At 57.4% G+C, this 24,497-nt stretch carries 20 protein-coding genes; 8 read left to right on the top strand and 12 right to left on the bottom strand.

Features of this window, described 5'->3' with window-relative positions:
• Positions 1 to 7: 7 nt before the first annotated feature.
• Positions 8 to 457: a transcriptional regulator NrdR gene (nrdR, locus tag AAZT04_RS00910; protein WP_004949256.1), complete on the bottom strand. Its 450-nt coding sequence runs from the start codon at positions 455 to 457 to the stop codon at positions 8 to 10.
• Positions 458 to 643: 186 nt separating this feature from the next.
• Here nrdR and AAZT04_RS00905 point away from each other — a divergent pair, with 186 nt between their 5' ends.
• A complete protein-coding gene (locus AAZT04_RS00905; RefSeq protein WP_020825470.1) occupies positions 644 to 1,198 on the top strand; it encodes a DUF3251 domain-containing protein in 555 nt (184 codons plus the stop codon).
• Between the two features lie 47 nt (positions 1,199 to 1,245).
• Here AAZT04_RS00905 and ttrA read toward each other — a convergent pair whose 3' ends face one another.
• Genes ttrA through ttrB form a run of 3 tightly spaced genes read right to left on the bottom strand, consistent with a single transcriptional unit; the run spans position 1,246 to position 6,111 of the window.
• Complete coding sequence (gene ttrA / locus AAZT04_RS00900) at positions 1,246 to 4,329, bottom strand: tetrathionate reductase subunit TtrA (RefSeq protein WP_434678689.1); 3,084 nt, start codon at positions 4,327 to 4,329, stop codon at positions 1,246 to 1,248.
• A complete protein-coding gene (gene ttrC, locus AAZT04_RS00895; RefSeq protein ID WP_129982663.1) occupies positions 4,322 to 5,380 on the bottom strand; it encodes a tetrathionate reductase subunit TtrC in 1,059 nt (352 codons plus the stop codon). The genes ttrA and ttrC overlap by 8 nt, the downstream gene beginning before the upstream one ends.
• Positions 5,377 to 6,111, bottom strand: a complete 735-nt coding sequence (gene ttrB / locus AAZT04_RS00890) for a tetrathionate reductase subunit TtrB (RefSeq protein WP_129982662.1) — start codon at positions 6,109 to 6,111, stop codon at positions 5,377 to 5,379. Before ttrB ends, ttrC begins: the two co-directional genes overlap by 4 nt.
• 153 nt (positions 6,112 to 6,264) lie before the next feature.
• Between ttrB and ttrS the strand changes: the two genes are divergently transcribed.
• On the top strand, positions 6,265 to 8,019 hold the full coding sequence (ttrS, locus tag AAZT04_RS00885; protein ID WP_434678688.1) for a tetrathionate respiration histidine kinase TtrS: 1,755 nt from the start codon (positions 6,265 to 6,267) through the stop codon (positions 8,017 to 8,019).
• A complete protein-coding gene (ttrR, locus tag AAZT04_RS00880; RefSeq protein WP_434678686.1) occupies positions 7,997 to 8,596 on the top strand; it encodes a tetrathionate respiration response regulator TtrR in 600 nt (199 codons plus the stop codon). The genes ttrS and ttrR overlap by 23 nt, the downstream gene beginning before the upstream one ends.
• Before the next feature lie 69 nt (positions 8,597 to 8,665).
• On the opposite strand, the gene secF is transcribed toward ttrR, so the two are convergent.
• The 5 genes from secF to queA form a co-directional block, all read right to left on the bottom strand.
• The gene (gene secF / locus AAZT04_RS00875; protein ID WP_020825464.1) at positions 8,666 to 9,634 is read right to left on the bottom strand and encodes a protein translocase subunit SecF; all 969 of its coding nucleotides are present in this window, start codon (positions 9,632 to 9,634) and stop codon (positions 8,666 to 8,668) included.
• A gap of 10 nt (positions 9,635 to 9,644) precedes the next feature.
• A complete protein-coding gene (secD, locus tag AAZT04_RS00870; protein WP_071844576.1) occupies positions 9,645 to 11,492 on the bottom strand; it encodes a protein translocase subunit SecD in 1,848 nt (615 codons plus the stop codon).
• 25 nt (positions 11,493 to 11,517) lie between these two features.
• A complete protein-coding gene (gene yajC, locus AAZT04_RS00865) occupies positions 11,518 to 11,850 on the bottom strand; it encodes a preprotein translocase subunit YajC (RefSeq protein WP_004949246.1) in 333 nt (110 codons plus the stop codon).
• 33 nt (positions 11,851 to 11,883) lie between these two features.
• Positions 11,884 to 13,008 carry a tRNA guanosine(34) transglycosylase Tgt gene (tgt, locus tag AAZT04_RS00860; RefSeq protein WP_020825462.1) on the bottom strand — a complete coding sequence of 375 codons (1,125 nt, stop codon included), beginning with the start codon at positions 13,006 to 13,008 and terminating at the stop codon, positions 11,884 to 11,886.
• A 72-nt stretch (positions 13,009 to 13,080) separates the two neighbouring features.
• On the bottom strand, positions 13,081 to 14,151 hold the full coding sequence (queA, locus tag AAZT04_RS00855; RefSeq protein ID WP_020825461.1) for a tRNA preQ1(34) S-adenosylmethionine ribosyltransferase-isomerase QueA: 1,071 nt from the start codon (positions 14,149 to 14,151) through the stop codon (positions 13,081 to 13,083).
• 244 nt (positions 14,152 to 14,395) lie between these two features.
• Between queA and AAZT04_RS00850 the strand changes: the two genes are divergently transcribed.
• The 3 genes from AAZT04_RS00850 to ggt all read left to right on the top strand — a co-directional run bounded on the left by AAZT04_RS00850 (position 14,396) and on the right by ggt (position 17,803).
• Positions 14,396 to 14,977 (top strand): ACP phosphodiesterase, encoded by a 582-nt coding sequence (locus tag AAZT04_RS00850; protein WP_020825460.1) that lies wholly within the window; start codon positions 14,396 to 14,398, stop codon positions 14,975 to 14,977.
• Between the two features lie 229 nt (positions 14,978 to 15,206).
• The gene (locus AAZT04_RS00845) at positions 15,207 to 15,809 is read left to right on the top strand and encodes a peroxiredoxin C (RefSeq protein WP_020825459.1); all 603 of its coding nucleotides are present in this window, start codon (positions 15,207 to 15,209) and stop codon (positions 15,807 to 15,809) included.
• Positions 15,810 to 16,039: 230 nt separating this feature from the next.
• Positions 16,040 to 17,803 (top strand): gamma-glutamyltransferase, encoded by a 1,764-nt coding sequence (gene ggt, locus AAZT04_RS00840; RefSeq protein WP_020825458.1) that lies wholly within the window; start codon positions 16,040 to 16,042, stop codon positions 17,801 to 17,803.
• 67 nt (positions 17,804 to 17,870) lie between these two features.
• Here the strand turns inward: ggt and malZ are convergent, their stop codons facing one another.
• On the bottom strand, positions 17,871 to 19,694 hold the full coding sequence (malZ, locus tag AAZT04_RS00835; RefSeq protein ID WP_434678681.1) for a maltodextrin glucosidase: 1,824 nt from the start codon (positions 19,692 to 19,694) through the stop codon (positions 17,871 to 17,873).
• Between the two features lie 249 nt (positions 19,695 to 19,943).
• On the opposite strand from malZ, the gene AAZT04_RS00830 reads away from it, so the two are divergent.
• Positions 19,944 to 21,209: a mechanosensitive ion channel family protein gene (locus AAZT04_RS00830; protein WP_046374368.1), complete on the top strand. Its 1,266-nt coding sequence runs from the start codon at positions 19,944 to 19,946 to the stop codon at positions 21,207 to 21,209.
• Positions 21,210 to 21,341: 132 nt separating this feature from the next.
• The gene (locus AAZT04_RS00825) at positions 21,342 to 21,605 is read left to right on the top strand and encodes a hypothetical protein (RefSeq protein WP_048759760.1); all 264 of its coding nucleotides are present in this window, start codon (positions 21,342 to 21,344) and stop codon (positions 21,603 to 21,605) included.
• A gap of 33 nt (positions 21,606 to 21,638) precedes the next feature.
• Here the strand turns inward: AAZT04_RS00825 and proY are convergent, their stop codons facing one another.
• Both proY and brnQ read right to left on the bottom strand, forming a co-directional pair.
• A complete protein-coding gene (gene proY, locus AAZT04_RS00820) occupies positions 21,639 to 23,045 on the bottom strand; it encodes a proline-specific permease ProY (RefSeq protein WP_020825454.1) in 1,407 nt (468 codons plus the stop codon).
• Positions 23,046 to 23,116: 71 nt separating this feature from the next.
• Positions 23,117 to 24,436 (bottom strand): branched-chain amino acid transport system II carrier protein, encoded by a 1,320-nt coding sequence (brnQ, locus tag AAZT04_RS00815; protein WP_020825453.1) that lies wholly within the window; start codon positions 24,434 to 24,436, stop codon positions 23,117 to 23,119.
• Positions 24,437 to 24,497 lie beyond the last annotated feature (61 nt).

Genomic DNA, 24,497 nt, shown 5'->3' with positions numbered 1-24,497 from the left:
AGCTCCCTTAGTCCTGCAGACGGGCGATCTCTTCGCCGAATTCGCGGATATCCTCAAAGCTGCGATAAACCGAGGCAAAGCGAATATAGGCCACTTTATCCAGTTTTTTCAGCGCATCCATCACCAGGTTGCCCACCAGTTTAGTCGGCACTTCACGCTCGCCGGTGGCGCGCAGTTGGGATTTAATGTGGTTAATCGCGTTTTCCACGTCGTCGGAGCTGACCGGGCGCTTTTCCAACGCTTTCAGCATGCCGCGACGCAGTTTGTCTTCGTTGAAGGGCTCGCGAACTTCATCGCTTTTTATTACCCGCGGCATCACCAGTTCAGCCACTTCAAAGGTGGTGAAACGTTCATTACAAACCAGACATTGGCGGCGACGGCGCACCTGCGAACCATCACCCACCAGGCGAGAATCAATGACTTTGGTATCAACGGCGGCGCAGAAAGGGCAATGCATAACACGTCCTGATAAACGTTTTCATAGTTAAGAACAGTTTACCCCGAAGTACGGTCACAACAAAGGCCGCCGGTTATTTGTTGCGAGCCCCTCTTCGAAATAGCGGCCCAAAAGGCGACGAACATGACTTTCCCCATCAGGCGGGCTAAGCTGATATCAGGAGATGTTGAATAGGAAATACCCGCCATGACAACCCGTTACCCCAAAATTTGCCTGCTCAGCGCACTGGTTCTGCTGGCCGGATGCGCACAAACTCGCGAAGTGCCGAAGCTGCGTAACCAGGTGGTTGAACTGAATCAGAAACTCACCATCCTGACCAATCAGGCCACGGCGCTGGAACAGCAAAACCAGCTGAATCAGAACTCCACCAGCGGCGTCTATCTGGTGCCTGCAGCCAATAATGCCGCCCGTCTGCACAGCAATCTCGGCGAACTGAGCGTGTCACTTAGCCACGTAAAAACCGAGGCTAACGGCGCCCAGGCCTTGTTGCACGTTCGCACCCTGTCACAAGCCTCCTTGCCTGCGTTCAAGGCGGTAGTGGAATGGGGCCAGCTAGATGCGGCCACCGGTAAACCGCTGACGGCCGATGCGCTTTCACAACCTATCGCCACCGCGGACTCGCTGCTGCCAAAAACAGAATACAGCTTTGAGCTGCGTTTCAGCGGCCTGACGCCAGAGCAATTGGGCTATGTGCGACTGCACAGCGTAGAGCCCACTACGGCCGCCGTCCCTCAGCACTAAGCTTTTGAATGCCCACTCCCGGCCTTGACCGAGCGTGGGCCTACTGCTTAGCTCAACCGCTGCAGCCTTGCCGGCAACCCCTGGCGCACCGCCGCGCCGCTGACCCAATCCAGCCAGCTATTGCTGATTTCGCGGGTCGGATCGGGCAAACCGAGGTCGTTGAGATTAATGCCGGCGGCAATGCGTGCATCCGCGGCCAACGGTTGACCATCCAGTGTGTGTGTCCGCGCGCCCATCTCACGATGGCCATAACCATGCTCAATAGCAATTACGCCAGGCATCACACCATCCAGCAGGCTGATCTGGGCTTCGACGCTGCCTCCCGGAGTCTGCAACCTGACCCGATCGCCATGCCGCAGCGCATAGCGTCGCGCATCGGCCGGATTCAGCGCCACCAGATTGACCGGTTTCACCGCACGCAAGCGATCGATCGGTGCCGTAGAGCTGCTCATCAGATGCGATTTGAACGACATCAAACGGAACGGCCATGCCTCTGGCGGATAGTGCTCCCCGACATCAGAGCCGTCGGCAAAACGCGGCGGGTAATAGGTCGGACATCCGCTATAGCGCTCTCCCGTCATCGCATGGCGGTGGCGGGCCACCTCTTCGTTCCAGATATTCAATCCCTTTTTCCACTGCGGGCCGGTTTCATCGCCACGCCAGGCCTGCTCATAAGGCGCAAAACGCCCACCGCGCGCCAGCAGATAGCCCACACGCAGTCGCTCATCCGCTTTCAACACGCTATCCAGCGCCGGTTGCAGGCGATCGACCCCGGTCAATCGCAGCTCGCTTTCCGTCACCTCGGGCAGCGGTTCACCGGCAAAGGCCACGTTGGCCGCCGCCCGCAGATAATAATCTTCGGCATTGTGCAGCCCGAAGCGGTTGCCCTGTGGATCCTGCAATGCGCCGTCGCCAAAGCCCGGTAAATCCATAGCTTTAGACAGCGCAATGACAAAGCTCTCCAGCGCCACCGGCTGCCCATCGGCCGTTTTCGCCGTACGTGACGGCACCACCGGCCAACGTGCAGTGCTCGCCCGCACCATCACGCCGGACCAGGGGGCGGTAAAGCCCCAACTCTCGAAGTTATGCGTATCCGGGACGATATAGTCCGCCAGCGCATTAGTTTCGTTAATAAAAGCATCGATCGCAATAAACAGCGGTAGCTGCCGAGGGTCCTTCAGCCGACGCTCAACCACCTCACGCAGACCGGCCACGCCATACAACGGGTTGCCCATATGGCTGATCCAGGCTTTTAGCGGGTAGGGATATCCCATCAGCGCCGGTGCCAACTGTTCGGTGAACTGGCCGGCCACGAACGGGTACCAAGGCCCGCGCGCCGGGTAAGGTTTTTCCCCTTGCTCGAGCTTGCGGCGATATTCGTCGGATTGTTCATACGCCTGCTTGCTGCGTGATAGCACCAATCCTTTCGGTTTCACCATGCCGGGAAACGTCTTGAGGTTATAGCGTGGCCCGTCGGCAAACTCTTTGAATTTGCCGCCGCCCACCGAAACACCGCCCTTAAGGTTCAGGTTGCCGATCAGCGCGTTGAGCATCATCACCGCCCAACTGTTATAAAAGCCGTTGCCGCTCATCATGCCGCCGTGAGCAATCACCGCCGCTTGCCGTTGGTAAGAGGTAAACTCTTTGGCCAGTGCGGCAATGGTCTCGGCACTGACGCCACAGCGCGCGCTGTATTCAGCCAGCGTAAAGCGCTCAGCCGCCTGTTGCAGACACAGGAAGCTCGAACGCACCCGAACCTGCGAACCGTCGGCCAACTGTAATGGCTGATCCACCCGCAACGGCCCCTGCAGCGCCAGGTTGGCCGCTACCGGCTGACCGCGTTGCTCATCCCATACCAAAGGCGAACTCTCTGACTCTCCTGGCATGCTGCCGTCCAGATGTGTCTGGCGCAAAAACTGTCCGCACAAGGGGTGATCTTCATCGGTGACTACCAGGTGCGTGGCATTGGTCCAGCTTTTTTCACCGGCGGCCTGCATTGCCACCTCGCCTGGCAACGCCAGGTAGTCTGCGTTATAACGTTCCTGTTCGATAATCCAGCGGATCATCCCCATGACCAACGCAGAGTCTGTACCGGGCAACACCGGCACCCAACGGTTGTGATCGTTGGCCAGGGTCGTGGTCAACGGCAATGCCGGAGCCACGACCACGTAACGAAACTCGTCGCGCATGCGGGCATTGGCCAGTTGGCGCCCCTGGCGCTTGAACGGGTTGCCGGACTGCGCCGGTGAAGTGCCGAGAAACAGGCCAAAGCGCAAATTATCCCAGTCCGGTTTGACGTGGGCATTGGTTTCCAAATCGCCCATTAAAGCCCCGGAACCGGCACGATAGGCCAATCCACAATAGGCACCATGATGACCGAAGTTACGTGTCCCGAAGGCGTTTTGCGCGAAACGTTTGATGAACGCGTCCCGGCCTTCATCGCCGGCATTGGTGACCAACAGTTGATTGGCCTTGGGGCCCAACGAAGGCTGAGCCGGATCGAGCGGCGTGTCGAGATCGCGGATAGCCCGCAGCCCCTCGATCGGCCCTTCGCCAAACAGATCGCCGCCCTCTACCACTTCCTGAATCAACTGTTCAAAGCTGATGCGTTGCCACTGCCCGCTGCCGCGCGGCCCTACCCGCTTCATCGGCTCCAGCACGCGGTAAGGGCTGGTTAATCCCTCCAGCAAGGTCGCGCCCCTGGCGCAGGCCGTCGAGCGTTGTTCAAGGCCCTCATCGCCCCCCAGACGGTTGAGCGCGTCCGCCACCGGCAAAGCGTAGGGAAAGTGACGATCGTGAGACAGCGGATGGTAAGGATTACCGGCGATCCGCAAGATCTGGTGGTTCTGGCGATCCACCCTGACCCGCACCCCGCATAGCGTCCAGCAGCCAAAACACTGGGTCATCGATACTGCCTGCTGTGGGTTGGCCTGCCAGCCATCGGGGTGTCGACGCCCTTCGGTCGGCAAGGCGTTGGCGCTGATCCTGTCCAGCGTCAATTTACCGCTGCTGCCGTCGCGCAGCCCGGTAAACACCTTCTGCACCATCTCGCTGTAGCTGGCGCCGAACAGCGTCAAGCCGCCCAGGGCCAGGCCGCCTTTTAACCACTGACGCCGCGTTGACTTAGCCATAATGTTTTTTCTCCATCAACTGATGCTGTAATTCACGGATCCCAATGATTAACGCTATCCACAAACCCAAAGTGCCCAGAATCGCCAACAGCCCTTCACTGCCGAGTGGTAGCACATAGGGATTGGTTAATATGTTGAACTTAGGCAACGTCTGGGTTTGCATCAGCAGCAGCCAACGCACACCCCAGCAGAGCAACAGCGCGACCATGCACTGGCCCAGCAACCCTTTTGCCCCCAGCGCTTGGCTGCGAACTCGCCAGGCCAGCGCCAACAACAATAAGATCGAGACGACAACGGCGATGCCGGCCAAACGCCAAACCACGCCTTGACTTGCCAAGCGATGCAACGCGGCAGAGGACGTGCTGCCATCCAGCCACCAGCCAAGGCAAGAGAAGCACAGCAACAGCAAACTCACTGCCTGATAGCCAGCCAGACGTGGCTGCCACTGCGGTTCGTGCCGCAACCAACAGGCCAACAGCGGCGGAACGGCCTGCACAGCGGTAAGCAACAGCAACCAGGGCAACCACAGGCTGTACCACAGCGGCTGCGCCCTGAGGACGGATACCTCGCGCCCGGTATAGAGCAAGATGCTGGCTGCCGAAAGCAAGGTGGCCAGCGCCACCCAACGTAGCCATTTTTCCTCGCGCCAGGCCGGGAATATCTGCAACCAACGCGCCCAGAATGGCAAGGTTTCCGCTCTCAACCGGCTACGCATCAGCAGCGCGAAATAGCCCATCACTAGCAGGGTAAACAGCGGCAAGAACAGCGAGCCGAGCGACATCCACGACCAGGGCGTAAAGTGCGCGTAAAAATGCCAGATACGGGCGGGTTGGTGCAGATCGGCACTCAGAGCCAATGGCGCGACTGTGCCGCTCACGACTGCCAACGAGACGGCGGCCAGTTCCAGCCGGACCGTTTTATTGGGTTCACGCCAGCGCAGCCAGACGGCAATAACGACGCTGCCGCAGGCCAAACCGATGAAGAAGAAATACTGCACCGCCCAGGGCAGCCAGGCGATCTCCTGCGGACGGGCCATGATTTCGCGGATCATGCGTGCACCTCCTGCCACAACGCCGGTTGCCCCCGGACATGGCTGACGAAAGCCTCATCCAGCCCCAGATAGAAAACCTGCGGATGCGTGCCCTGCTCAGGCTTGAGTACCTTGAGCTGAGGCTGGTGCTGTTCCAAAGTGCGCCTCAACACTCCCTGACGATCGTTAAGATCGCCAATCATCCGTGCGCCCCCGACACAGGATTCGACACAGGCCGGTAGCAGTCCGGCATCCAGCCGATGCACACAGAACGTGCATTTGTCCGCGGTTTGAGTTTCATGGTTGATAAAGCGCGCCTCATAAGGGCAGGCCTGTACGCAATAGGCACAGCCAACGCAACGGGTGTTATCGATCACCACAATGCCGTCCTGCCGCTGGAAAGTGGCCTGTACCGGGCAAACCGGCACGCAGGGCGGGTTATCGCAGTGATTGCACAGCCGTGGCAACAGCACGTTGGTGGTCGATGCCTGGCCCTCCAGGGTGACCTGATATTGCAGTACACTGGTGCGAAATTGCCCCTGAGGCAGTTGGTTTTCCACCGCGCAACTGACCGTGCATGCCTGACAGCCAATGCAGCGACGCAAATCAATCAGCATCGCCATGCGTTTTTCACCGTTGCCTTCGCGACGGGCCGGCTGTAACTGCCAACCTGACTGCGCCAGCGGCACCAGCGCAGCGCCGGCGGTGAGCGCACCTAGCCGTTGTAAAAACTGACGTTTCCCACTGTCCATTGATTTCTCCCAATAAGTACCTGCCGGGGAACTGATACAAGGGAGTGTAAAAAGGGCAACCGGTCGCCAATATTGTGGTTTACCACATTACCGTCGACGGCTTGATCCAGGACAATTCAGACCGGTGATGGGGATCATAAAAGCGGAGATGATGTGAAAAGAGCAGCGCTACTTCTGTTGCTGGGCAGTTGGTTGAGCTCAGCCTGGGCGGAACAATGGACGATAGCGGTGCTGGCGCTGCGTGGCGATGCCCATGCGCTGGTCCAATGGCAGCCATTGGTCGATCATCTTAACCGCCAGTTTCCCGCAGACCATTTCCAACTGTCGCCAGTAAGCCTCAGCGGTATGAAAGAGGCCGTCCGCAGCGAGCGCGTCGATTTTCTGCTCACCAACCCGGCTCAATACGTTCAACTGGATAACCGCTATCCACTGCGCTGGCTGGTTTCACTGCGTTCAGCCCAACCCCCTCTGCAGGGCTCAAGCAACGTCGTCGGCAGCGTCATACTGGTGCGCAGCGACAGTCCAATAACCACGCCCCGCCAACTGACCGGAAAGAACGTTGGTGCCGTCGCTAGCGATGCTTTTGGCGGCTACCTGCTGGGTTACAAAGAACTGCTTTCCGCGGGCCTAAACCCGGAGAAAGATCTGCAGCTGCACTTCAGCGGTTACCCGGCGGATGCTCTACTGTATCAATTGCGCGATCGGGCATTGGATGCGGTGATTGTGCCGGTTTGCCTGTTGGAAAAAATGCAGGCGGAAGGATTACTGCGTGCCAGTGATTATCGCGCACTGCTGGCGAAGCAAAGCGACCAGCGCTGCCTGACCAGCACCGAACTGTACCCTAACTGGTCCTTTGCCGCCTTAAACCACGTGCCGGACCGGTTGGCAGACGAATTAACTCGCCAGTTGCTGCAGATGAACACCCCCGGCTTGCCGGTTTGGGGAGCCCCGGCGTCATCACGTCAGGTTAATCAGCTGCTGCAGGATCTGAATATCCACCCGACGCAGCGTTCTCTCTGGCAGGAACTGTACCTTTGGGCACAGCAGCATTGGCTGCTGCTCAGTGGCATTGTCGGGGTGATGGTATTGCTCGGCGCCAATCATCTGTGGGTAGGTTATCTGGTACGCCGCCGCGGGCGCCAACTCGAACAAATGCATCAGACGCTACGTGCCAGAGAAACTGCTCTGGCCCGGGCGCAGCGCCTCAGCGCCCTGGGCGAAATGGCCTCCGGTTTTGCCCATGAGCTTAACCAACCGCTGGCGGCGATCCGCCACTATGCGGAAGGGTGTCGTATCCGTCTGGAGCGCAGCGACAACCAACATGAACTGCTGCCAATCCTTGAACAGATTGGCCAGCAGGCACAGCGTGGTGCGGAGAGTATCGTTAACTTGCGACGCTGGGCCAGCAAAACACCCCATGACGAAAATGCACAATGGCTGTTACTGCGCCCGCTGGTGGAACACGTCATCCAATTGATGCAAATAAAACAACAGCATCCGCAGTGCCGATTAACCATTAACATCCCGTCGCAGAGTCAGCTGTACAGCCAGGCGACGTTATTAGAGCAAGTGCTCACCAATCTGTTGAGCAACAGCCTGCAGGCGGGTGCCCGACAAATCACACTGCGCCACGAAGCCGACACGCATCAGCACCGGTTGATCGTTGAAGACGATGGCGGCGGCCTCAGCGACGAACAACTGGCACTGCCGTTCGTGCCCTTCCGCAGTACCAAACAGGAAGGTCTCGGGTTAGGGTTGGTGATCTGCCAGCGGCTGTTGAAGGGCCAAGGTGCAGAGCTGACGCTGGAAAATTACTTAGCTTCCCCACAACGACAGGGGCTGCGCGTGATTCTGCACTTCCCTGTCATTCAAAAGGATCCCAGCCATGGCGCTGATACATCTGGTTGATGATGATTTTGCCGTTACCGACGCCTGCCGCTTTTTACTCGAAGGGCTGAATTATCGGGTACAAACCTGGCACGACAGTCAAAAATTCATCGACAGCACCGATCCCTATCAATGCGGCGTCGTCATGCTGGATATCCGGATGCCGGGGATTGATGGGCAACAGGTTCATCAACAGCTGCGGCGGCAAAACAGTACGCTGGCAGTGGTGATCGTCACCGGTCACGGCGATATTGCCATGGCCGTGGAGGAAATGAAGCTGGGAGCCGTCGATTTTCTACAAAAACCGATCGCCGCCGCGCCGCTGATTGAAGCACTGGAGCGCGGCATTATCCATTCGCAACGTCAGGTTGAGCAACGCCAACGGCAACAGCTTTTCGGTGCGCTGACACCGCGCGAACGCGATATTGCCCGTGCGGTAGCCGCAGGAATGACCAACAAACAGATCGCCGAACATCACTTTATCGCGGTACGCACCGTCGAAGTGCATCGGGCCAGAGTGATGGAAAAAATGCAGGCGAGTAGCCTGGCAGAACTGGTGAACACGCTTAACCGACTAACGCTAACCAGTCTGGATTAGCGATTTTCAGGCAAAAAAATGCCGGTCGGGATAAACCGGACCGGCATCGTATTTCAACTCACCGACAGATTACGGCAAGAGAGAAGGCTGATCTGCGCCCTCTTTCTCCACTTTCTGCTGCAGCATGTGTTCACGTTTCATACCCAGCTTCAACGCCAGCGCGGACGCCACGTAGATGGAGGATACGGTACCGATAGACACACCGATCAACATAGCCAGAGAGAAGCCGTGCAGCATCGCGCCGCCGAAGATGTACAGCATCAGCACCACCATCAGGGTGGTACCGGAGGTCATCAAAGTACGGCTCAGCGTCTGGGTCAGCGACACGTTCATGATTTCGTAAGGCGTCCCGCGGCGGATCTTGCGGAAGTTCTCACGAATACGGTCGGAAACCACGATGCTGTCGTTCAACGAGTAACCGATAACCGACATCAATGAAGCGACGATGGTCAGGTCAATCTCGATATGGAACAGCGACAGCACGCCCAAGGTGATGACCACGTCGTGTGCCAGCGCGATAACCGCCCCCAGCGCCAAACGCCATTCGAAGCGGAAACCGACGTAGATCAGGATACTGATCAACGCCACCAGCAGCGCCATGCCGCCGTTTTGCGCCAGTTCGGTGCCCACGCTCGGGCCGACGAACTCTATGCGTTTTACGCTAGCGTTTTTGTCGACCGAATCGTTGATCACGCCGATCACTTTGTTACCCAGTTCCTGGCCAGCGGTACCGGTCGCCGGTGGCATACGCACCATCACGTCACGGCTGCTGCCAAAGTTCTGAATAACCGGGTCCTGGAACCCGGCTTTTTCCAGCGTATCGCGCATCAAATCGAGGTTGGCCGGTTTTTCCAGGCTGATTTCAATCACCGTACCGCCGGTGAAATCCAGACCCCAGTTAAAACCGCGTACCGACATAACGGCGATTGACGCGATCAGCAGCACCAGCGAGATGCCGAAGGCCACGTAATCCCAGCGCATAAAGTCATAGACTCTACGGCCGTAGTTGAGTTGTTCAACAGTATAATCCTGTGCCACAACGCACTCCTCAGATAGACAGCTTGTTAATGCGTTTGCCGCCGTAAAGCAGGTTGACGATGGCACGGGTACCGACAATAGCGGTGAACATGGACGTCGCCACACCGATTGCGGTGGTAATCGCAAAGCCCTTGATCGAACCGGTACCTACTGCGTACAGAATGATCGCGGTGATCAGGGTGGTGATGTTGGCGTCAACGATACTGGAGAACGCGCCTTTATAGCCCTCATGGATCGCCTGCTGAACGGAACGTCCGTTCTTCAGCTCTTCCTTGATACGTTCGTTAATCAGTACGTTGGCGTCGACCGCCACCGCCAGCGTCAGCACGATACCGGCAATCCCCGGCATGGTCAGCGTCGCCCCCGGCAGCAGGGACATCACGCCGACAATCAGCACCAGGTTGGCGACCAGCGCCGTGGTGGCGATCATGCCGAACTTACGGTACCAAACCACCATAAACACGATGGATGCCACCAAGCCCCACAAGCAGGCTTCCAGACCTTGGGTGATGTTCTGTTGTCCCAGGGTCGGGCCGATTGTACGCTCTTCCACAATCTGGATTGGCGCAATCAGCGCACCGGCACGCAGCAGCAGCGAAAGCTGACGTGCTTCGTTCGGGTTGCCGATGCCGGTAATACGGAAGCTGTTGCCCAGACGTGACTGAATGTTCGCCACGTTGATCACTTCTTCCTGTTTCACCAGAATCGCACGGCCATTGGCGTCTTTCTTGCCGCTGTCCTTGTACTCCACAAACAGGGTCGCCATCGGCTTGCCGATATTGTCCTTGGTGAAGTTGGACATCGCAGTGCCGCCGGCACTGTCCAGCGAGATGTTCACCTGCGGTTGGTTATATTCGTCGGTGCTGGAAGTGGAGTCGGTGATATGGTCACCGGTCAGGATCACACGCTTGTACAGCACGACAGGCTGGCCTTCACGGGTGTCTTTCACTTCTGAGTCGCCTGGAACACGGCCATTTGCCGCAGCCGTGACGTCAGCATTGGTGTTAACCAGGCGGAATTCCAGCGTAGCGGTAGCGCCGAGGATCTCTTTGGCGCGAGCGGTATCCTGAATGCCCGGCAGCTCGACCACTATGCGGTCGGAGCCCTGACGCTGCACCAGCGGTTCGGCAACGCCGAGCTGGTTAACGCGGTTACGCAGGATAGTGATGTTCTGCTGTACCGCGTATTCGCGCGCTTCGCTCAGACGGGCATCCGTCAAGTTGGCTTTCAGGGTGTTGCTGCCGTTGGCAGAGAACACCATATCGCGCTGACGCGGACTGAGGTAGCTGATGGCCTGATCGCGGGCAGCATCGTCACGGAAACGTACTTCCACACCGTTGTTGTCCAGCTTGCGGATAGACGCATAAGGAATGCCCTTTTCACGCAGCTCGCTGCGCAGGGTATCCATGGTCTGTTCCTGTAGCTTGCTCAGGGCAGTGTCCATGTCGACTTCCATCAGGAAGTGCACGCCACCGCGCAGGTCCAGACCGAGTTTCATCGGTTCGGCGCCCAGCATGGCCAACCAGGCTGGTGTGGCCGGCGCCAGGTTCAGCGCAACCACGAACTTGTCACCCAGTTCCGCCATCAGGGCTTCACGGGCGCGCAGCTGAATATCAGGATTGCTAAAGCGAGCCAGGATGGCGCCATTTTCCAGCGCAATCGACTTGCTCGTAATCTTGTCTTTTTCTAATACGGTACGGACTTGGTCCAGTGTAGTTTCACTGGCGGCGACACCGCGCGCGCCAGTGATTTGTACAGCCGGATCCTCACCATAGATGTTGGGAAGCGCGTAAAGCAGACCGATGAAGATCACCACGATCAGCATCAGATACTTCCACAAAGGATAACGGTTTAGCACGGCAATTCCCTTCGGGAAAACAAAATTACAGGGCCTTCATGGTACCTTTCGGCAGAACGGCCGCCACGAAGTCACGCTTGATCATCACTTCCGTGGTGTCGTTCAGCGCAATGGCGATAATGCCGGTGTCAGCCACTTTGGTCACGCGGCCAATCAGGCCACCGGTGGTCAGCACTTCATCACCCTTGCCGATCGAGTCCATCAGCTTCTTGTGCTCTTTAGCGCGTTTCTGCTGTGGGCGCAGGATCATGAAATAGAAAATCAGACCGAACACCACCAGCATAATGATCAGAGAGTACGGGCTTCCCTGAGCCGGAGCCCCTGCGGATGCGACGGCGTCAGAAATGAAAAAGCTCATTGAAATTCCCTCATTAAGTTATCAATTATTAATTCAAGCGTTTAAAGGTGGAATCGGTTTACCGATCCGACCGTAGAAATCCGCAACAAACAGCTCTAATTTACCCTGTTCAATGGCCTCGCGTAAACCCGCCATCAGGCGTTGGTAGTGACGCAGGTTATGAATGGTGTTCAATCGGGCACCCAGTATTTCGTTGCAACGATCGAGATGATGCAAGTAGGCGCGGCTGTAATTGCGACACGTATAGCAATCACAGTCTTTATCCAGCGGAGAAGTATCATCCTTGTGCTTGGCATTACGGATTTTTACCACACCGTCAGTCACGAACAGATGGCCGTTACGGGCATTACGCGTTGGCATCACGCAGTCGAACATATCGATACCGCGACGCACGCCTTCAACCAGGTCTTCCGGCTTGCCGACGCCCATCAGGTAACGCGGCTTATCTTCCGGAATTTGCGGGCAAACATGTTCAAGAATGCGGTGCATATCCTCTTTTGGCTCACCGACCGCCAGGCCGCCCACAGCGTAACCATCAAAACCGATATCCACCAGCCCTTTTACTGAAACATCACGTAAATCTTCGTAAACACCGCCCTGAATAATGCCGAATAACGCATTTTTATTATTCAGTTCGTCAAAACGCTGGCGGCTGCGCTGCGCCCAGCGCAGTGACATCTCCATCGAACGCTTGGCGTAGTCCCAATCTGCTGGGTACGGCGTACATTCGTCGAAAATCATCACGATGTCGGACCCCAGGTCATACTGGATTTCCATCGATTTTTCCGGGCTGAGGAACACCTTGTCACCGTTGATCGGGTTACGGAAATGAACGCCTTCCTCTTTAATCTTGCGCATTGCGCCCAGGCTGAACACCTGGAAGCCGCCTGAATCGGTGAGGATCGGGCCATGCCACTGCATGAAATCATGCAGATCGCCATGCAGCTTCATGATTTCCTGGCCTGGGCGCAGCCACAGGTGGAAGGTGTTGCCCAGCAGGATCTGCGCGCCGGTCTCTTTCACTTCTTCCGGCGTCATGCCTTTTACCGTGCCGTAGGTGCCGACAGGCATAAAGGCCGGGGTTTCCACCACGCCGCGGTCAAAGATCAGGCGGCCACGGCGAGCGCGGCCATCGGTAGTGTCTAATTCGTACTTCACAAAGCCTCCAGCATCAGAGAAACAGTCTGATGTCGTTAAAACAGGGCCGCGCCAGATGCGCAGCCCAGAAAATCAGGCGCCGACGGACTCTTGCTCCGCCTGCGGGTTACGGCTGATGAACATCGCATCGCCATAGCTGAAGAATCGGTACTGCTCGGCCACCGCCTGCTGATAAGCATTCATGGTGTTTTTATAACCGGCAAAGGCGGAAACCAGCATAATCAGCGTGGACTCCGGCAGGTGGAAATTGGTCACCAGCGCGTCAACCACCTGATAATGGTAGCCGGGGAAGATAAAGATGCTGGTGTCGCCGAAGAACGGGGCAATTAACGCCTCCTTGCTGGCGTTGGCGGCGCTTTCCAGGGAACGCACCGAGGTCGTGCCTACCGCCACCACGCGCTTGCCGCGAGCTTTACAGGCCAATACCGCGTCAACCACGTCCTGCGGCACTTCCGCATATTCGGCGTGCATGACGTGTTCTTCGATGGTTTCCACCCGCACCGGTTGGAAGGTGCCGGCGCCCACATGCAGCGTGACAAAGGCCATCTCGATGCCCTTCTCGCGCAGCGCGGCCAGCAGCGGCTCATCGAAGTGCAGCCCGGCGGTCGGCGCAGCGACGGCACCCGGCTTCTCGCTGTAGACCGTCTGATAAAGCTCGCGGTCAGCGTCTTCGTCCGGGCGATCGATATAAGGTGGCAGCGGCATGTGGCCGACGGCATTGAGAATAGTGAACACGTCGCGCTCATCGTTGAAACGCAGTTCGAACAGCGTATCGTGACGCGCCACCATGGTGGCGGCGATGCTTTCATCGTCGCCCAGCAGCAGGTCGGCGCCCGGCTTAGGCGCTTTAGAGGCGCGAACGTGCGCCAGCACACGATGGTCATCCAGCACGCGTTCAACCAGGACTTCAATCTTGCCGCCGCTGACCTTGCGGCCAAACATGCGGGCCGGGATCACCCGGGTATTGTTGAACACCAGCAGATCGCCGGCTTCCAGATTATCCAGCAGATCGGTGAATACGCCGTGCGTCAGCGCCCCGCTCGGCCCGTCCAACTGCAGCAAGCGGCAACCGCTACGCTCAGATTGGGGATAGCGGGCAATCAGGGACTCGGGAAGTTCAAATGAAAAATCGGCGACGCGCATGGGTATTCACTTCTTCAATTGTATATACCCTATGCATTTCAAGTTGCAGTTAGGCGGCCAGCTTGCCCATCTCCGGGAGCTTACTTGAGTAAGTGACCGGAGTGGGCAAGTGCAGCCAACAACACTGCGGCTTGAAAGGCGACGGGTATGTTGGTCATAAAAAACAGGCGGCCTAGTCTAAAGCTGTGGGCGGTCAGCGGCAAGAAATAAGGAGGATTTGCATGACTTCAGGTATAGTTGCCGGATGAATTTTCTCGCTCATCTCCATTTGGCCCAGCTTGCGGAAAGCTCGTTACTGGGCAATCTGTTGGCCGACTTCGTGCGCGGCAACCCCGCAGGCGAGTACGATCCCGAGGTGGTGGCCGGCATTATGATGCACCGCCGCGTCGACGTATTGACCGACAGCCTGCCGCAGGTCAAAGCCTGCCGCGACTATTTCTCTGCAGAACACCGGCGCGTAGCGCCAATCACGCTCGACGTGGTGTGGGATCACTTTCTGGCTCGCCACTGGCAGCAACTGGAGCCGTCCCTCAGCCTGCACGGCTTTACCCAGCAAGCCCGCAGCCAGATCGTGCCGCATTTGCCACTGACGCCGGCGCGCTTTCAGAATTTGAACGGTTATCTCTGGCCGGAACGCTGGCTGGAGCGCTACGCCGAACTGCCGTTTATCGGCAACGTGCTGGCGGGCATGGCCAGCCGTCGTCCACGCCTGGCGGCGCTGGCGGGATCTTTCGCCGACGTAGAGCGCAATTATCATCAGCTTGAAACACAGTTCTGGCAGTTTTACCCCCAGATGATGCAGCAGGCAAAAGAGAAAAAGCTGTAAGGTCAAACCAAACCCATTGAAAATGCGACGCTTTACAAGAAATTGCTTTTTAAGCCTTGCCCTTTTACGGGAAAAGGTTATTTTTAAAGCTCGCTAAATTTAATCAACGACTTTGATAGGTAAAAGCTATCTCATTGATTGGTCTTTTACCCTTTATTCACCCAGTCGTGGCCCCTATACTGGCCCTTGTTTTTACATCAACCCCTTAACACCTATTACAGGAGTAATTATGGTCCTGGTAACTCGTCAAGCCCCTGACTTCACCGCAGCTGCCGTACTCGGCAATGGCGAAATCGTTGAAAACTTCAACTTCAAGAAGCACCTGAACGGCAAACCGGCCGTCCTGTTCTTCTGGCCGATGGACTTCACCTTCGTATGTCCTTCTGAGCTGATCGCTTTCGATCACCGCTATGAAGAGTTCCAGAAGCGTGGCGTTGAAGTGGTTGGCGTTTCATTCGACTCAGAATTTGTCCACAACGCATGGCGTAAAACCCCAGTCGAAAATGGCGGCATCGGGGAAGTGAAATACGCAATGGTTGCTGACATTAAGCGTGAAATTCAGAAAGCTTACGGCATCGAGCACCCAGAAGCAGGCGTTGCCCTGCGTGGTTCTTTCCTGATCGACAAAGACGGCGTGGTTCGCGCTCAGGTTGTTAACGACCTGCCAATCGGCCGTAACATCGACGAAATGATCCGTACCGTTGACGCATTGCAATTCCACGAGCAGCACGGCGAAGTGTGCCCGGCTCAATGGGAAAAAGGCAAAGCAGGTATGGGCGCTTCTCCAGACGGCGTAGCTAAATACCTGTCCGAAAACGCTTCCAAGCTGTAATTTCAGCCCGTTAGCGTATCAACCGGCCCTCGTGGCCGGTTTTTTTTGCGCCAAATTAGGGCGTACTGCCCAGTTATCGTGCTTCATTTCCTTGTTTCCGCTCACATTTCCCCGGCGGTTTTCCGCGCGTATCCCTATCAGCAGCTAGTATCAATAACGCTGGCCCACTCTTTGCACGACACCGGTGGCAAGCCAAACACAATAAGAAAACTGACAGGGTAGGAATAACTATGTTTTTACAGAAATGGAGCAAGCCGCTGACCATGGCGGCGCTGCTGGTCAGCAGCAGCCTGTATGCCGCATCCAATCCGGCGGTCGAAGCCAAAAACGGCATGGTGGTAACATCGCAACATCTGGCCTCTCAGGTCGGCGTCGATATCCTGAAGCTGGGCGGTAATGCCATAGACGCAGCCGTGGCAGTGGGTTACGCGCAGGCGGTGGTCAACCCGTGCTGCGGCAACATCGGCGGCGGGGGCTTTATGACGGTGCACCTGGCTGACGGCACCGATACCTTTATCAATTTCCGTGAAACCGCGCCGGCGGCGGCCAATGCCAACATGTATCTGGATGCCGAGGGCAACGTGAAGAAAGGTGCCAGCCTGTATGGCTATCTGGCGGCAGGCGTGCCGGGTACGGTACTGGGAATGGAAACTGCGCGCGTTAAATACGGCAAGCTGAGCCGCGAACAGGTCATGGCGCCGGCCATCAAACTGGCGCGCGAGGGCTTTATTTTGACCCGTGCCGACACCGATATTCTCGATACGACCATCGCGCGCTTTAAGCAAGATCCGGAATCCGCCAAAATCTTCCTGCGCGCTGACGGCACGCCACTGCAGCCGGGCGATCGCCTGGTGCAAAGCGATTTGGCCAACACCCTGACCGCTATCGCCAAAGAGGGGCCAGACGCCTTCTACAAAGGCAAAATTCCCCAAGCGGTAGAGGCAGCAGCCAAACAAGGTGGCGGTATCCTGACCGCGGCCGATTTCGCCAACTACAAAGTGACCGAAACCCCGCCGATCACCTGTAGCTATCGCGGCTATAAATTTGTATCGGCGCCCCCACCCAGCTCAGGCGGCGTGACGCTGTGCGAAATCCTCAACGTGGTTGAGGGTTATGACCTGAAAAGCATGGGCTTCAATTCTGCAGCGGCAATCCATACCATGACCGAAGCGATGCGCCACGCCTATATGGACCGCAACACCTACCTTGGCGACCCGGAGTTCATCAAGAATCCGATCGACAGGCTGGTCAGCAAGAGCTATGCCGAAGAAATCCGCAAGAAAATCGTCGCTGACAAAGCTACACCGTCGGAAAACGTACAGCCCGGCATGGAACCCCACGAGAAGCCGGAAACCACCCATTACTCGATTGTCGATCATGATGGCAACGCCGTCTCCACCACCTATACCGTTAACGGCCGCTTTGGCGCGGTGGTGATCGCACCGGGCACTGGCTTCTTCCTCAATGATGAAATGGATGACTTCACCGTCAAGGTCGGCGAGAAAAACCTCTATGGCCTGGTGCAGGGTACTGCCAACAGCATTGCCCCCGGTAAGCGCCCACTATCGTCGATGAGCCCGACGCTGGTGACCAAAGACAATAAAATCTTTATGGTACTCGGCTCGCCGGGCGGCTCCCGCATCATCACCATCACCCTGCAGACCGCGCTCAACGTGATTGACCACGGCATGGCGCCGCAAGAGGCGGTAGATGCGCCACGTATCCACCATCAGTGGTTGCCGGATGAGGTTTACTACGAGCAGCGCGGCGTTTCTGCCGATACGCTTAAAATCCTTGCGGGTATGGGTTACAAGATGGTTGAGCAAACGCCGTGGGGCGCGGCCGAGCTGATTCTGGTGGGCCTGCCGGGTGCCGCGGGAGTCAGCCCGGCCAACTCCGGCAACGATTCAGCAGTGTCCGGCAAGGTGCGCGAAGGCTACCTGTACGGTGCCAATGACGTTCGCCGCCCAGCCGGTTCTGCCGTGGGGTATTGATCGGCTCATTGGGCGTGTGAACGCCCACTCACTGAATTAAGGGCCGGGATACCGGCCCTTTTCTGTCTTAACCCAGCCGCCGCCACAGGGTCACGGACTCTTCACCCAACTGCAGCGCCATCGCGTTTTGCGTGTCTTCCATTTCGCCCTTTCCTTCCAGCCGCTGCCATTGGCCTGCGGCCAGCAACGGCGTGTACGGCAACGTCACTGCACCGCTGCCAGCACGCTGCAATGCCACCAACACCTGTTCTTGTTGATAGAGACGCACAAATACCAAGGTCTCTCCGACCGCGTGCAGCACCTGACAGCCACCGCGACGCAGCGCCAGGCTCTGTTTGCGTAGCGCCGCCATACGCTGGAACAAAGCCAGCAGGGGCCGATCCCAGTGGCTCTCATCCCACGGGAAGGGTTTACGACAGAACGGATCGTTGGCGCCATCCAGGCCAATTTCATCGCCATAATATAAACAGGGCACACCGATCCAACTCATCAGCCACACTGCCGCCATCTGCATCCGCGCCCGGTTGCCCTGCAATAGCGTCAGAAAGCGCGCGGTATCGTGGCTATCGAGTTGATTGAACTGAATCAACTGGCGGCCATGCGGCAAGCCTGCCCGGTAGCCGTCCATCCATTGTGCACACTCCGCCGCCGACATCCGCACCGGGTGATGCGCGACGTCCAATCCGGCGAGGAACCCCCTCACCGGCAGGGCAAAGCCCATGTAGTTCATTGCCGCATCTTCAACACCGGCATGCAGCCAGCGCCGCGCATCGCCAAAATGCTCGCCCAGTACATAGGCCTGCGGATTTTCCTGCTTAACCGCGTGATAAATGCCTGCCAGATGCCGCAGGTTGCCGGTGGCCCCGCCGTTTTCACCCAGCATATGCACCACGTCCAGCCGCCAGCCGTCAATGCTGTAGGGCGGGCGTAACCAATGGCGCACTACGCTGCCCTCACCGCGATAAATTGCCTCCGCCACCTGGGGTTCGGCAAAGTTGAGCTTCGGCAGGCTGGCGTTGCCCTTCCAGTCAAGCGCACGGCCATCCGGGTAGAAATTAAACCAGCCACGATAGGGAGAATCCGGGTGGTGGCAAGCGCCGCTGTCGCCTTGCTGGTGACGATCAAACCACGGGTGGGAATCGCCGGTATGGTTAAACACTCCGTCGAGTACCAGTTTCATCCCCACCTTGTGAGTGCTCACTCGCAAACGTTGCAAGGCGACGTTGCCGCCCAAATAGGGATCGACCTGATAATAGTCTTCGGTATCGTATTTATGCACGCTGGGTGCGGTAAAGATCGGGTTCAGATAGAGCGCCGTCACGCCAAGTTGCTGCAGGTAAGGCAATTTTTGGCTAATGCCGTCCAGGTCGCCGCCATAGAAGGTGGACGCGGCGTGTCGGTCCTCAAGCGGCTGCTGCCAGTCACAGCGAACGACATCGCAGCCGGCGGCATGGTGACGATAGCTGCCGCTCTGAATGCCGTGTTCGCCGCCGCTGCTGGCAAAGCGATCGGGAAAGATTTGATAGAAAATCTGGTCGGCCACCCATTGCGGGCTGCTGTCGGGCACGTCGACGGCAAATTGCGTCAATTGTCCCGGCGGCGTCAGAGACTCTCCCTGTGGACCGAACCATTGCTGGCGGTCGGCCCAGACCAGTTTGAAGCAGTAACGGCGGGTTGCCTCGCCCTCATTCAGGGTCAGGCTGGCCTGGTATCGCTGCAACCCGCCAACCTGCTGCCCTTTCATGATCAGCAGCCATTCTTCATTGTCCGGCTCGGCGCGTAAAAAAACCTGTTCAGGCAGTTCATTGCCCTGTAACCACAGCGTGATATCCAGGCGTTGTCCCTTCTTCACCACAAAAGGCGGGACCGGTTGATGCCAGGCGTTAAGCATGACTTTCCTCCAGCTGTACAAAACGAAATCGACGACGTTATTCAATGCCACGAACAATGCCACGTTGAGTGTCAGTCCCCCTCCTCTCTGGCCGGTAAACTCGGGGAGGAGCCGGGGGGTGGAGATAAGCAGTCAGCGCTAACCCTATGTAAAAAAGGGTAAACAGCCGCACATTATGACCCGTAACCATTAGGCTAACGTCTTTTGAGTGTATTGGATATTTTTTGCGCATTTTTTAAAGGAGCGGCAATGCAACAACAGATAACCCTGTGGCTGGAAAAATTCGGACTGGAATTTAGCGGAGTCATGTCCCTGCTGATGGTGCTGGGACTGATCGTCCTGATTTCGGTAGTGATCCACCTGGTGTTGCACCGCGTGGTGTTGGCAGCAATCCAACGCCGTGGCCAACGGTCGCAGCGTGTCTGGCAGCAGGCGATCACCCAGTACAAGCTGTTCCAGCGCATGGCGCTGTTGCTGCAAGGGGTGATCATTAATCTGCAGGCGGTGCTGTGGCTGCACGCCGGCAGTGAGACTCAGGCGATTATTGTCACCGCCGCTCAGGTGTGGATCATGGGCTTCGCCCTGCTGTCGCTGTTTTCCTTACTGGACACGCTGCTGGCAATGCTGCGCCAAAGCCCGATCTCCAATCAGTTGCCGCTGCGCGGTATTTTCCAGGGCCTGAAGCTGGTCGCGGCGATCCTGATCGGCATCATGATCGTTTCACTGCTGATGGGAAAATCACCCTTGCTGCTGCTCAGCGGCCTGGGGGCGATGACTGCGGTGCTGATGCTGGTCTTTAAGGACCCGATCCTCGGCCTGGTGGCCGGCATCCAGCTTTCCGCTAACGACATGCTGAGCATCGGCGACTGGCTGGAAATGCCGAAATACGGCGCCGATGGCGCGGTGACCGACATTGGCCTGACCACGGTGAAAGTGCGCAACTGGGACAATACCGTGACCACCATCCCGACTTACGCGCTGATCTCCGACTCCTTCAAAAACTGGCGCTCCATGTCGGAATCCGGTGGCCGCCGCATCAAGCGCAGTATCAATATCGACACCACCAGCGTGCATTTCCTGTCGGAGGAAGAACAACAGCGCCTGAACCGTAACCCGCTGCTGCAACGCTACCTGAACGATAAAACGCAGGAGCTGAGCCAGCATAATCAACAGACTGGCGTAGATCTCAGTTCACCGCTCAACGGCCGCCGCCTGACCAATCTTGGCACGCTGCGCGCTTACCTGGTGGCCTATCTGCGCGCTCACCCCGGCATTCACCAGAATATGACGCTGATGGTGCGCCAGTTGGCACCGCTGCCAGAAGGTTTACCGCTGGAGATTTACGCTTTCACCAACACTACGGTATGGGCTGAATACGAGAGCATTCAGTCGGATATCTTTGACCATATCCTGGCGGTGATTAACGAATTCGATTTGCGGGTGCACCAAACGCCGACCGGTAACGACATGCGCAGCATGCTGAACCCCCTGCGACAGGCGGCAGACATTTCCTGACGCAGGCTGACGTAACTGTTTCTGCTGGTAATTATTCTCCGCCAATTGCCAGCAGATATCTCCAGCCTCTTTTCTTGCTCACCTAAAGCGGTGTTAATACGCTCACCCAGCCACCGGAAAGAAGAGATGCCATTGCTGAAACAGGTAAAACATCGGCTGTTTACCCTGCTGGCCACGCTGTTGTTCATCGGCTGTCTGCACAGCGCTTCGCTGGATGAAAGCCGCATGAGCCGTACTCTGCAACCGTCGCTTAGCGCCCTGAGCAGCAACATGCAGGATATTCGCGAAGTGCTGGCACGCTGTGCCGGCGAGGGGAAAGAGGAAAGGCTGAGCGACAGCAGCCTGCGTATCGAAGCGCGCGCCTCCGGTGACGACGAACCTGAGGAAAAGCATTAAAAAAACACCGGCTCATGGCCGGTGTTTTCATCTTCAATCCTGTTGCTGCGCCAGCGTCGCCAGCTTCTTCTGGCGGTTGACCTTGAAGTAATACCCCGCCAGCAGCACCGCCACCCACACCAGCCCGGCGTACAGCGATACGCGAGTCGTTGGGAAGTAACCAATCAGACCGATGATAAACACCAGGAAGATGATCGCTACCACCGAGGTAAACACCCCGCCGCGCAGTGGGAACGCCAGGCCTTTCACCTGCTCTTTGCTCAGACTGCGACGGAAGGCAATCTGCGAGAACAGGATCATGATCCACACCCACACGGTGGCGAAGGTCGCCAGTGAAGCAATCACCAGGAACACGTTTTCCGGCATGATGTAGTTGAGATACACCGCCAGCAACAGCGCCAGCATCATCACCACCACTGTGACCCACGGGATCCCGCGTTTGGACACCTTGCTGAACATCTTCGGCGCATGGCCCTGCTCGGCCATGCCGTGCAGCATGCGGCCAACGCCAAACACATCGCTGTTAATCGCCGACAGCGACGCGGTGATCACCACAAAGTTAAGGATGCCCGCCGCCACGGTAATGCCCATATGCTGGAAAGTCAGCACGAACGGACTGCCGTTGGTACCCACCTGATTCCACGGGTAGATAGACATAATGACAAACAGCGTACCGACGTAGAACACCAGAATACGCCACGGTACCGAGTTGATGGCCTTGGGAATGGAGGTTTTCGGGTCCTTGGCTTCACCGGCAGTGATACCGATAATCTCGATACCGCCGTAGGCGAACATCACCAACTGTAGCGACAAGATCATGCCGATAAAGCCGTTGCTGAAGAAGCCGCCGTTAGACCACAGGTTATGGATGCCGGTCGGCTGCCCACCGTTGCCAATCCCCCAGATGATGATACCGATACCGGCGGCAATCATGATGATGATGGTGGCGACTTTAAAGAAGGAGAACCAAAACTCCAGCTCGCCGAACACCTTCACGCTCATCAGGTTGATGGCGCCTATCACCAGCACCACGCTCAGTACCCAAATCCAGTGCGGCACCTCGGGGAACCACACGCCCATATAGATGCCGAAAGCGGTCACGTCGGCAATCGCGACGATCAGGATTTCAAAACAGTAGGTCCAACCGGTGATATATCCGGCCATCGGGCCCAGGTAGTCCTGTGCATAACGCGAGAACGAACTGGCCTGCGGGTTGTTGACCGACATCTCGCCCAGCGCACGCATGATGATAAAAGCGACGATGCCGCCGATCAGGTACGCCAGCAAAACGCTAGGGCCGGCCATTTTAATCGCGTCCGCCGAACCGTAGAACAGGCCGGTGCCGATAGCCGAACCCAAAGCCATAAAGCGAATGTGACGGGTGCTGAGACCGCGTTTTAGCTTATTGGGCGTGGGAGCGGTGGGTGACTGTTGTTGCATGAAAATAACCCGTGTTTTTTAAACGTAAAAAAGCCACGGACAAGTCCGTGGCCCAAAATTTAGCCGGGGGATTAGGAGTGCGCGGTCACTTCGGAACGCGTACAAACCCGGTCATAAATCGCGACCAGCACCAGCATCAACAGCGAAGGCGACAACCATGCCAGACCCTGTTCTGCCAGCGGCAGGTGATTGGTCCAATCCGGCAGCACTTGCTGGAAGGCGGACGCTTTCACCGCGTCAAGGATACCAAACAACAGGCTGACTAACATCACCGGCGCGATAATACGCGGCGCGCTGTTCCACCAACGCAGGGTGAAGCTCAGCACCACCAGCACGATGCACGGCGGGTAAATCGCGGTCAGCACCGGAATGGAGATTTGGATCAGATGGCTCAGGCCCAGGTTGGACACCACCATCGAGAACAGCCCCAGAATAAACACCAGCGTCTTGTAGGAGAACGGCAGATATTGGGCAAAGAACTCGGCGCAAGCGCAGGTCAGGCCAACCGCAGTCACCATACAGGCGATGAAAATCAGCGCCGCCAGGAAGAAGCTGCCCAGCCCACCGAAGGTGTTTTGCACGTAAGCATGCAGGATCACCGCGCCGTTGGTCGCATCGGGTACCAACACGCCGCTGCCGGAGCCCAGTTTAAACAGGCTCAGATAAACCAGCGTCAGGCCCACACCGGCAATCAGCCCGGCCAGGATGGTGTAACGCGTCAGCAAACCGGCATCTTTGACGCCGCGGGAACGCGCAGCATTAACGATGACGATGCCGAATACCAGCGCGCCCAGCGTATCCATGGTCAGATAGCCGTTGACGAAGCCGGAAGAGAAAGGAACGTTCTGATAAATGTCTGTCGCCGGGATAGGCGTACCTGCCGGCCAAACCAGCGCGGCGATGCCGAGCGCGCCCAGCGCAACAATTTTCAACGGTGCCAGCACGTGACCCACGGTGTCGAGCAGGCGGCCCGGATACAGCGAGATGCCGATCACCAACGCGAAGTACACCAGGCTGTAAATAAACAGCGGCATGGCGCCATCACCGGTCAGCGGTGCAATGCCCACTTCAAAGGAGACGGTCGCGGTACGCGGCGTGGCGAACAGCGGGCCTACGGCCAGATAGCAGACGGTAGCCAGCAGCAGACCGGCGCGACGGCCAATCGGCGAGCTCAGGGCGTCAATGCCGCCACCGACGCGCGCCAGGGCGATCACGGTCATCACCGGCAGACCGACGGCGGTGATCAGAAAGCCGATAGCTGCGGTCCAGACGTGTTCACCGGACTGTAAACCGACCATCGGCGGGAAAATGATATTCCCGGCGCCGACGAATAAGGCAAAGGTCATAAAACCCAATGCGATAATATCTTTTGACGTTAAACGATGACTCATACGATGTCGTGTTGCCTGTTCAAATGAAAAAAAATGCCCGATATGGAGGTAGCGTTAAGCC

Origin of the sequence: Serratia sp. Je.1.23.a (assembly GCF_051129805.1) — a bacterium.
GTDB lineage: Bacteria > Pseudomonadota > Gammaproteobacteria > Enterobacterales > Enterobacteriaceae > Serratia > Serratia liquefaciens.
Note: the sequence above shows the minus strand (reverse complement) of the source record. Positions and strands in the feature narration are given on the sequence as shown.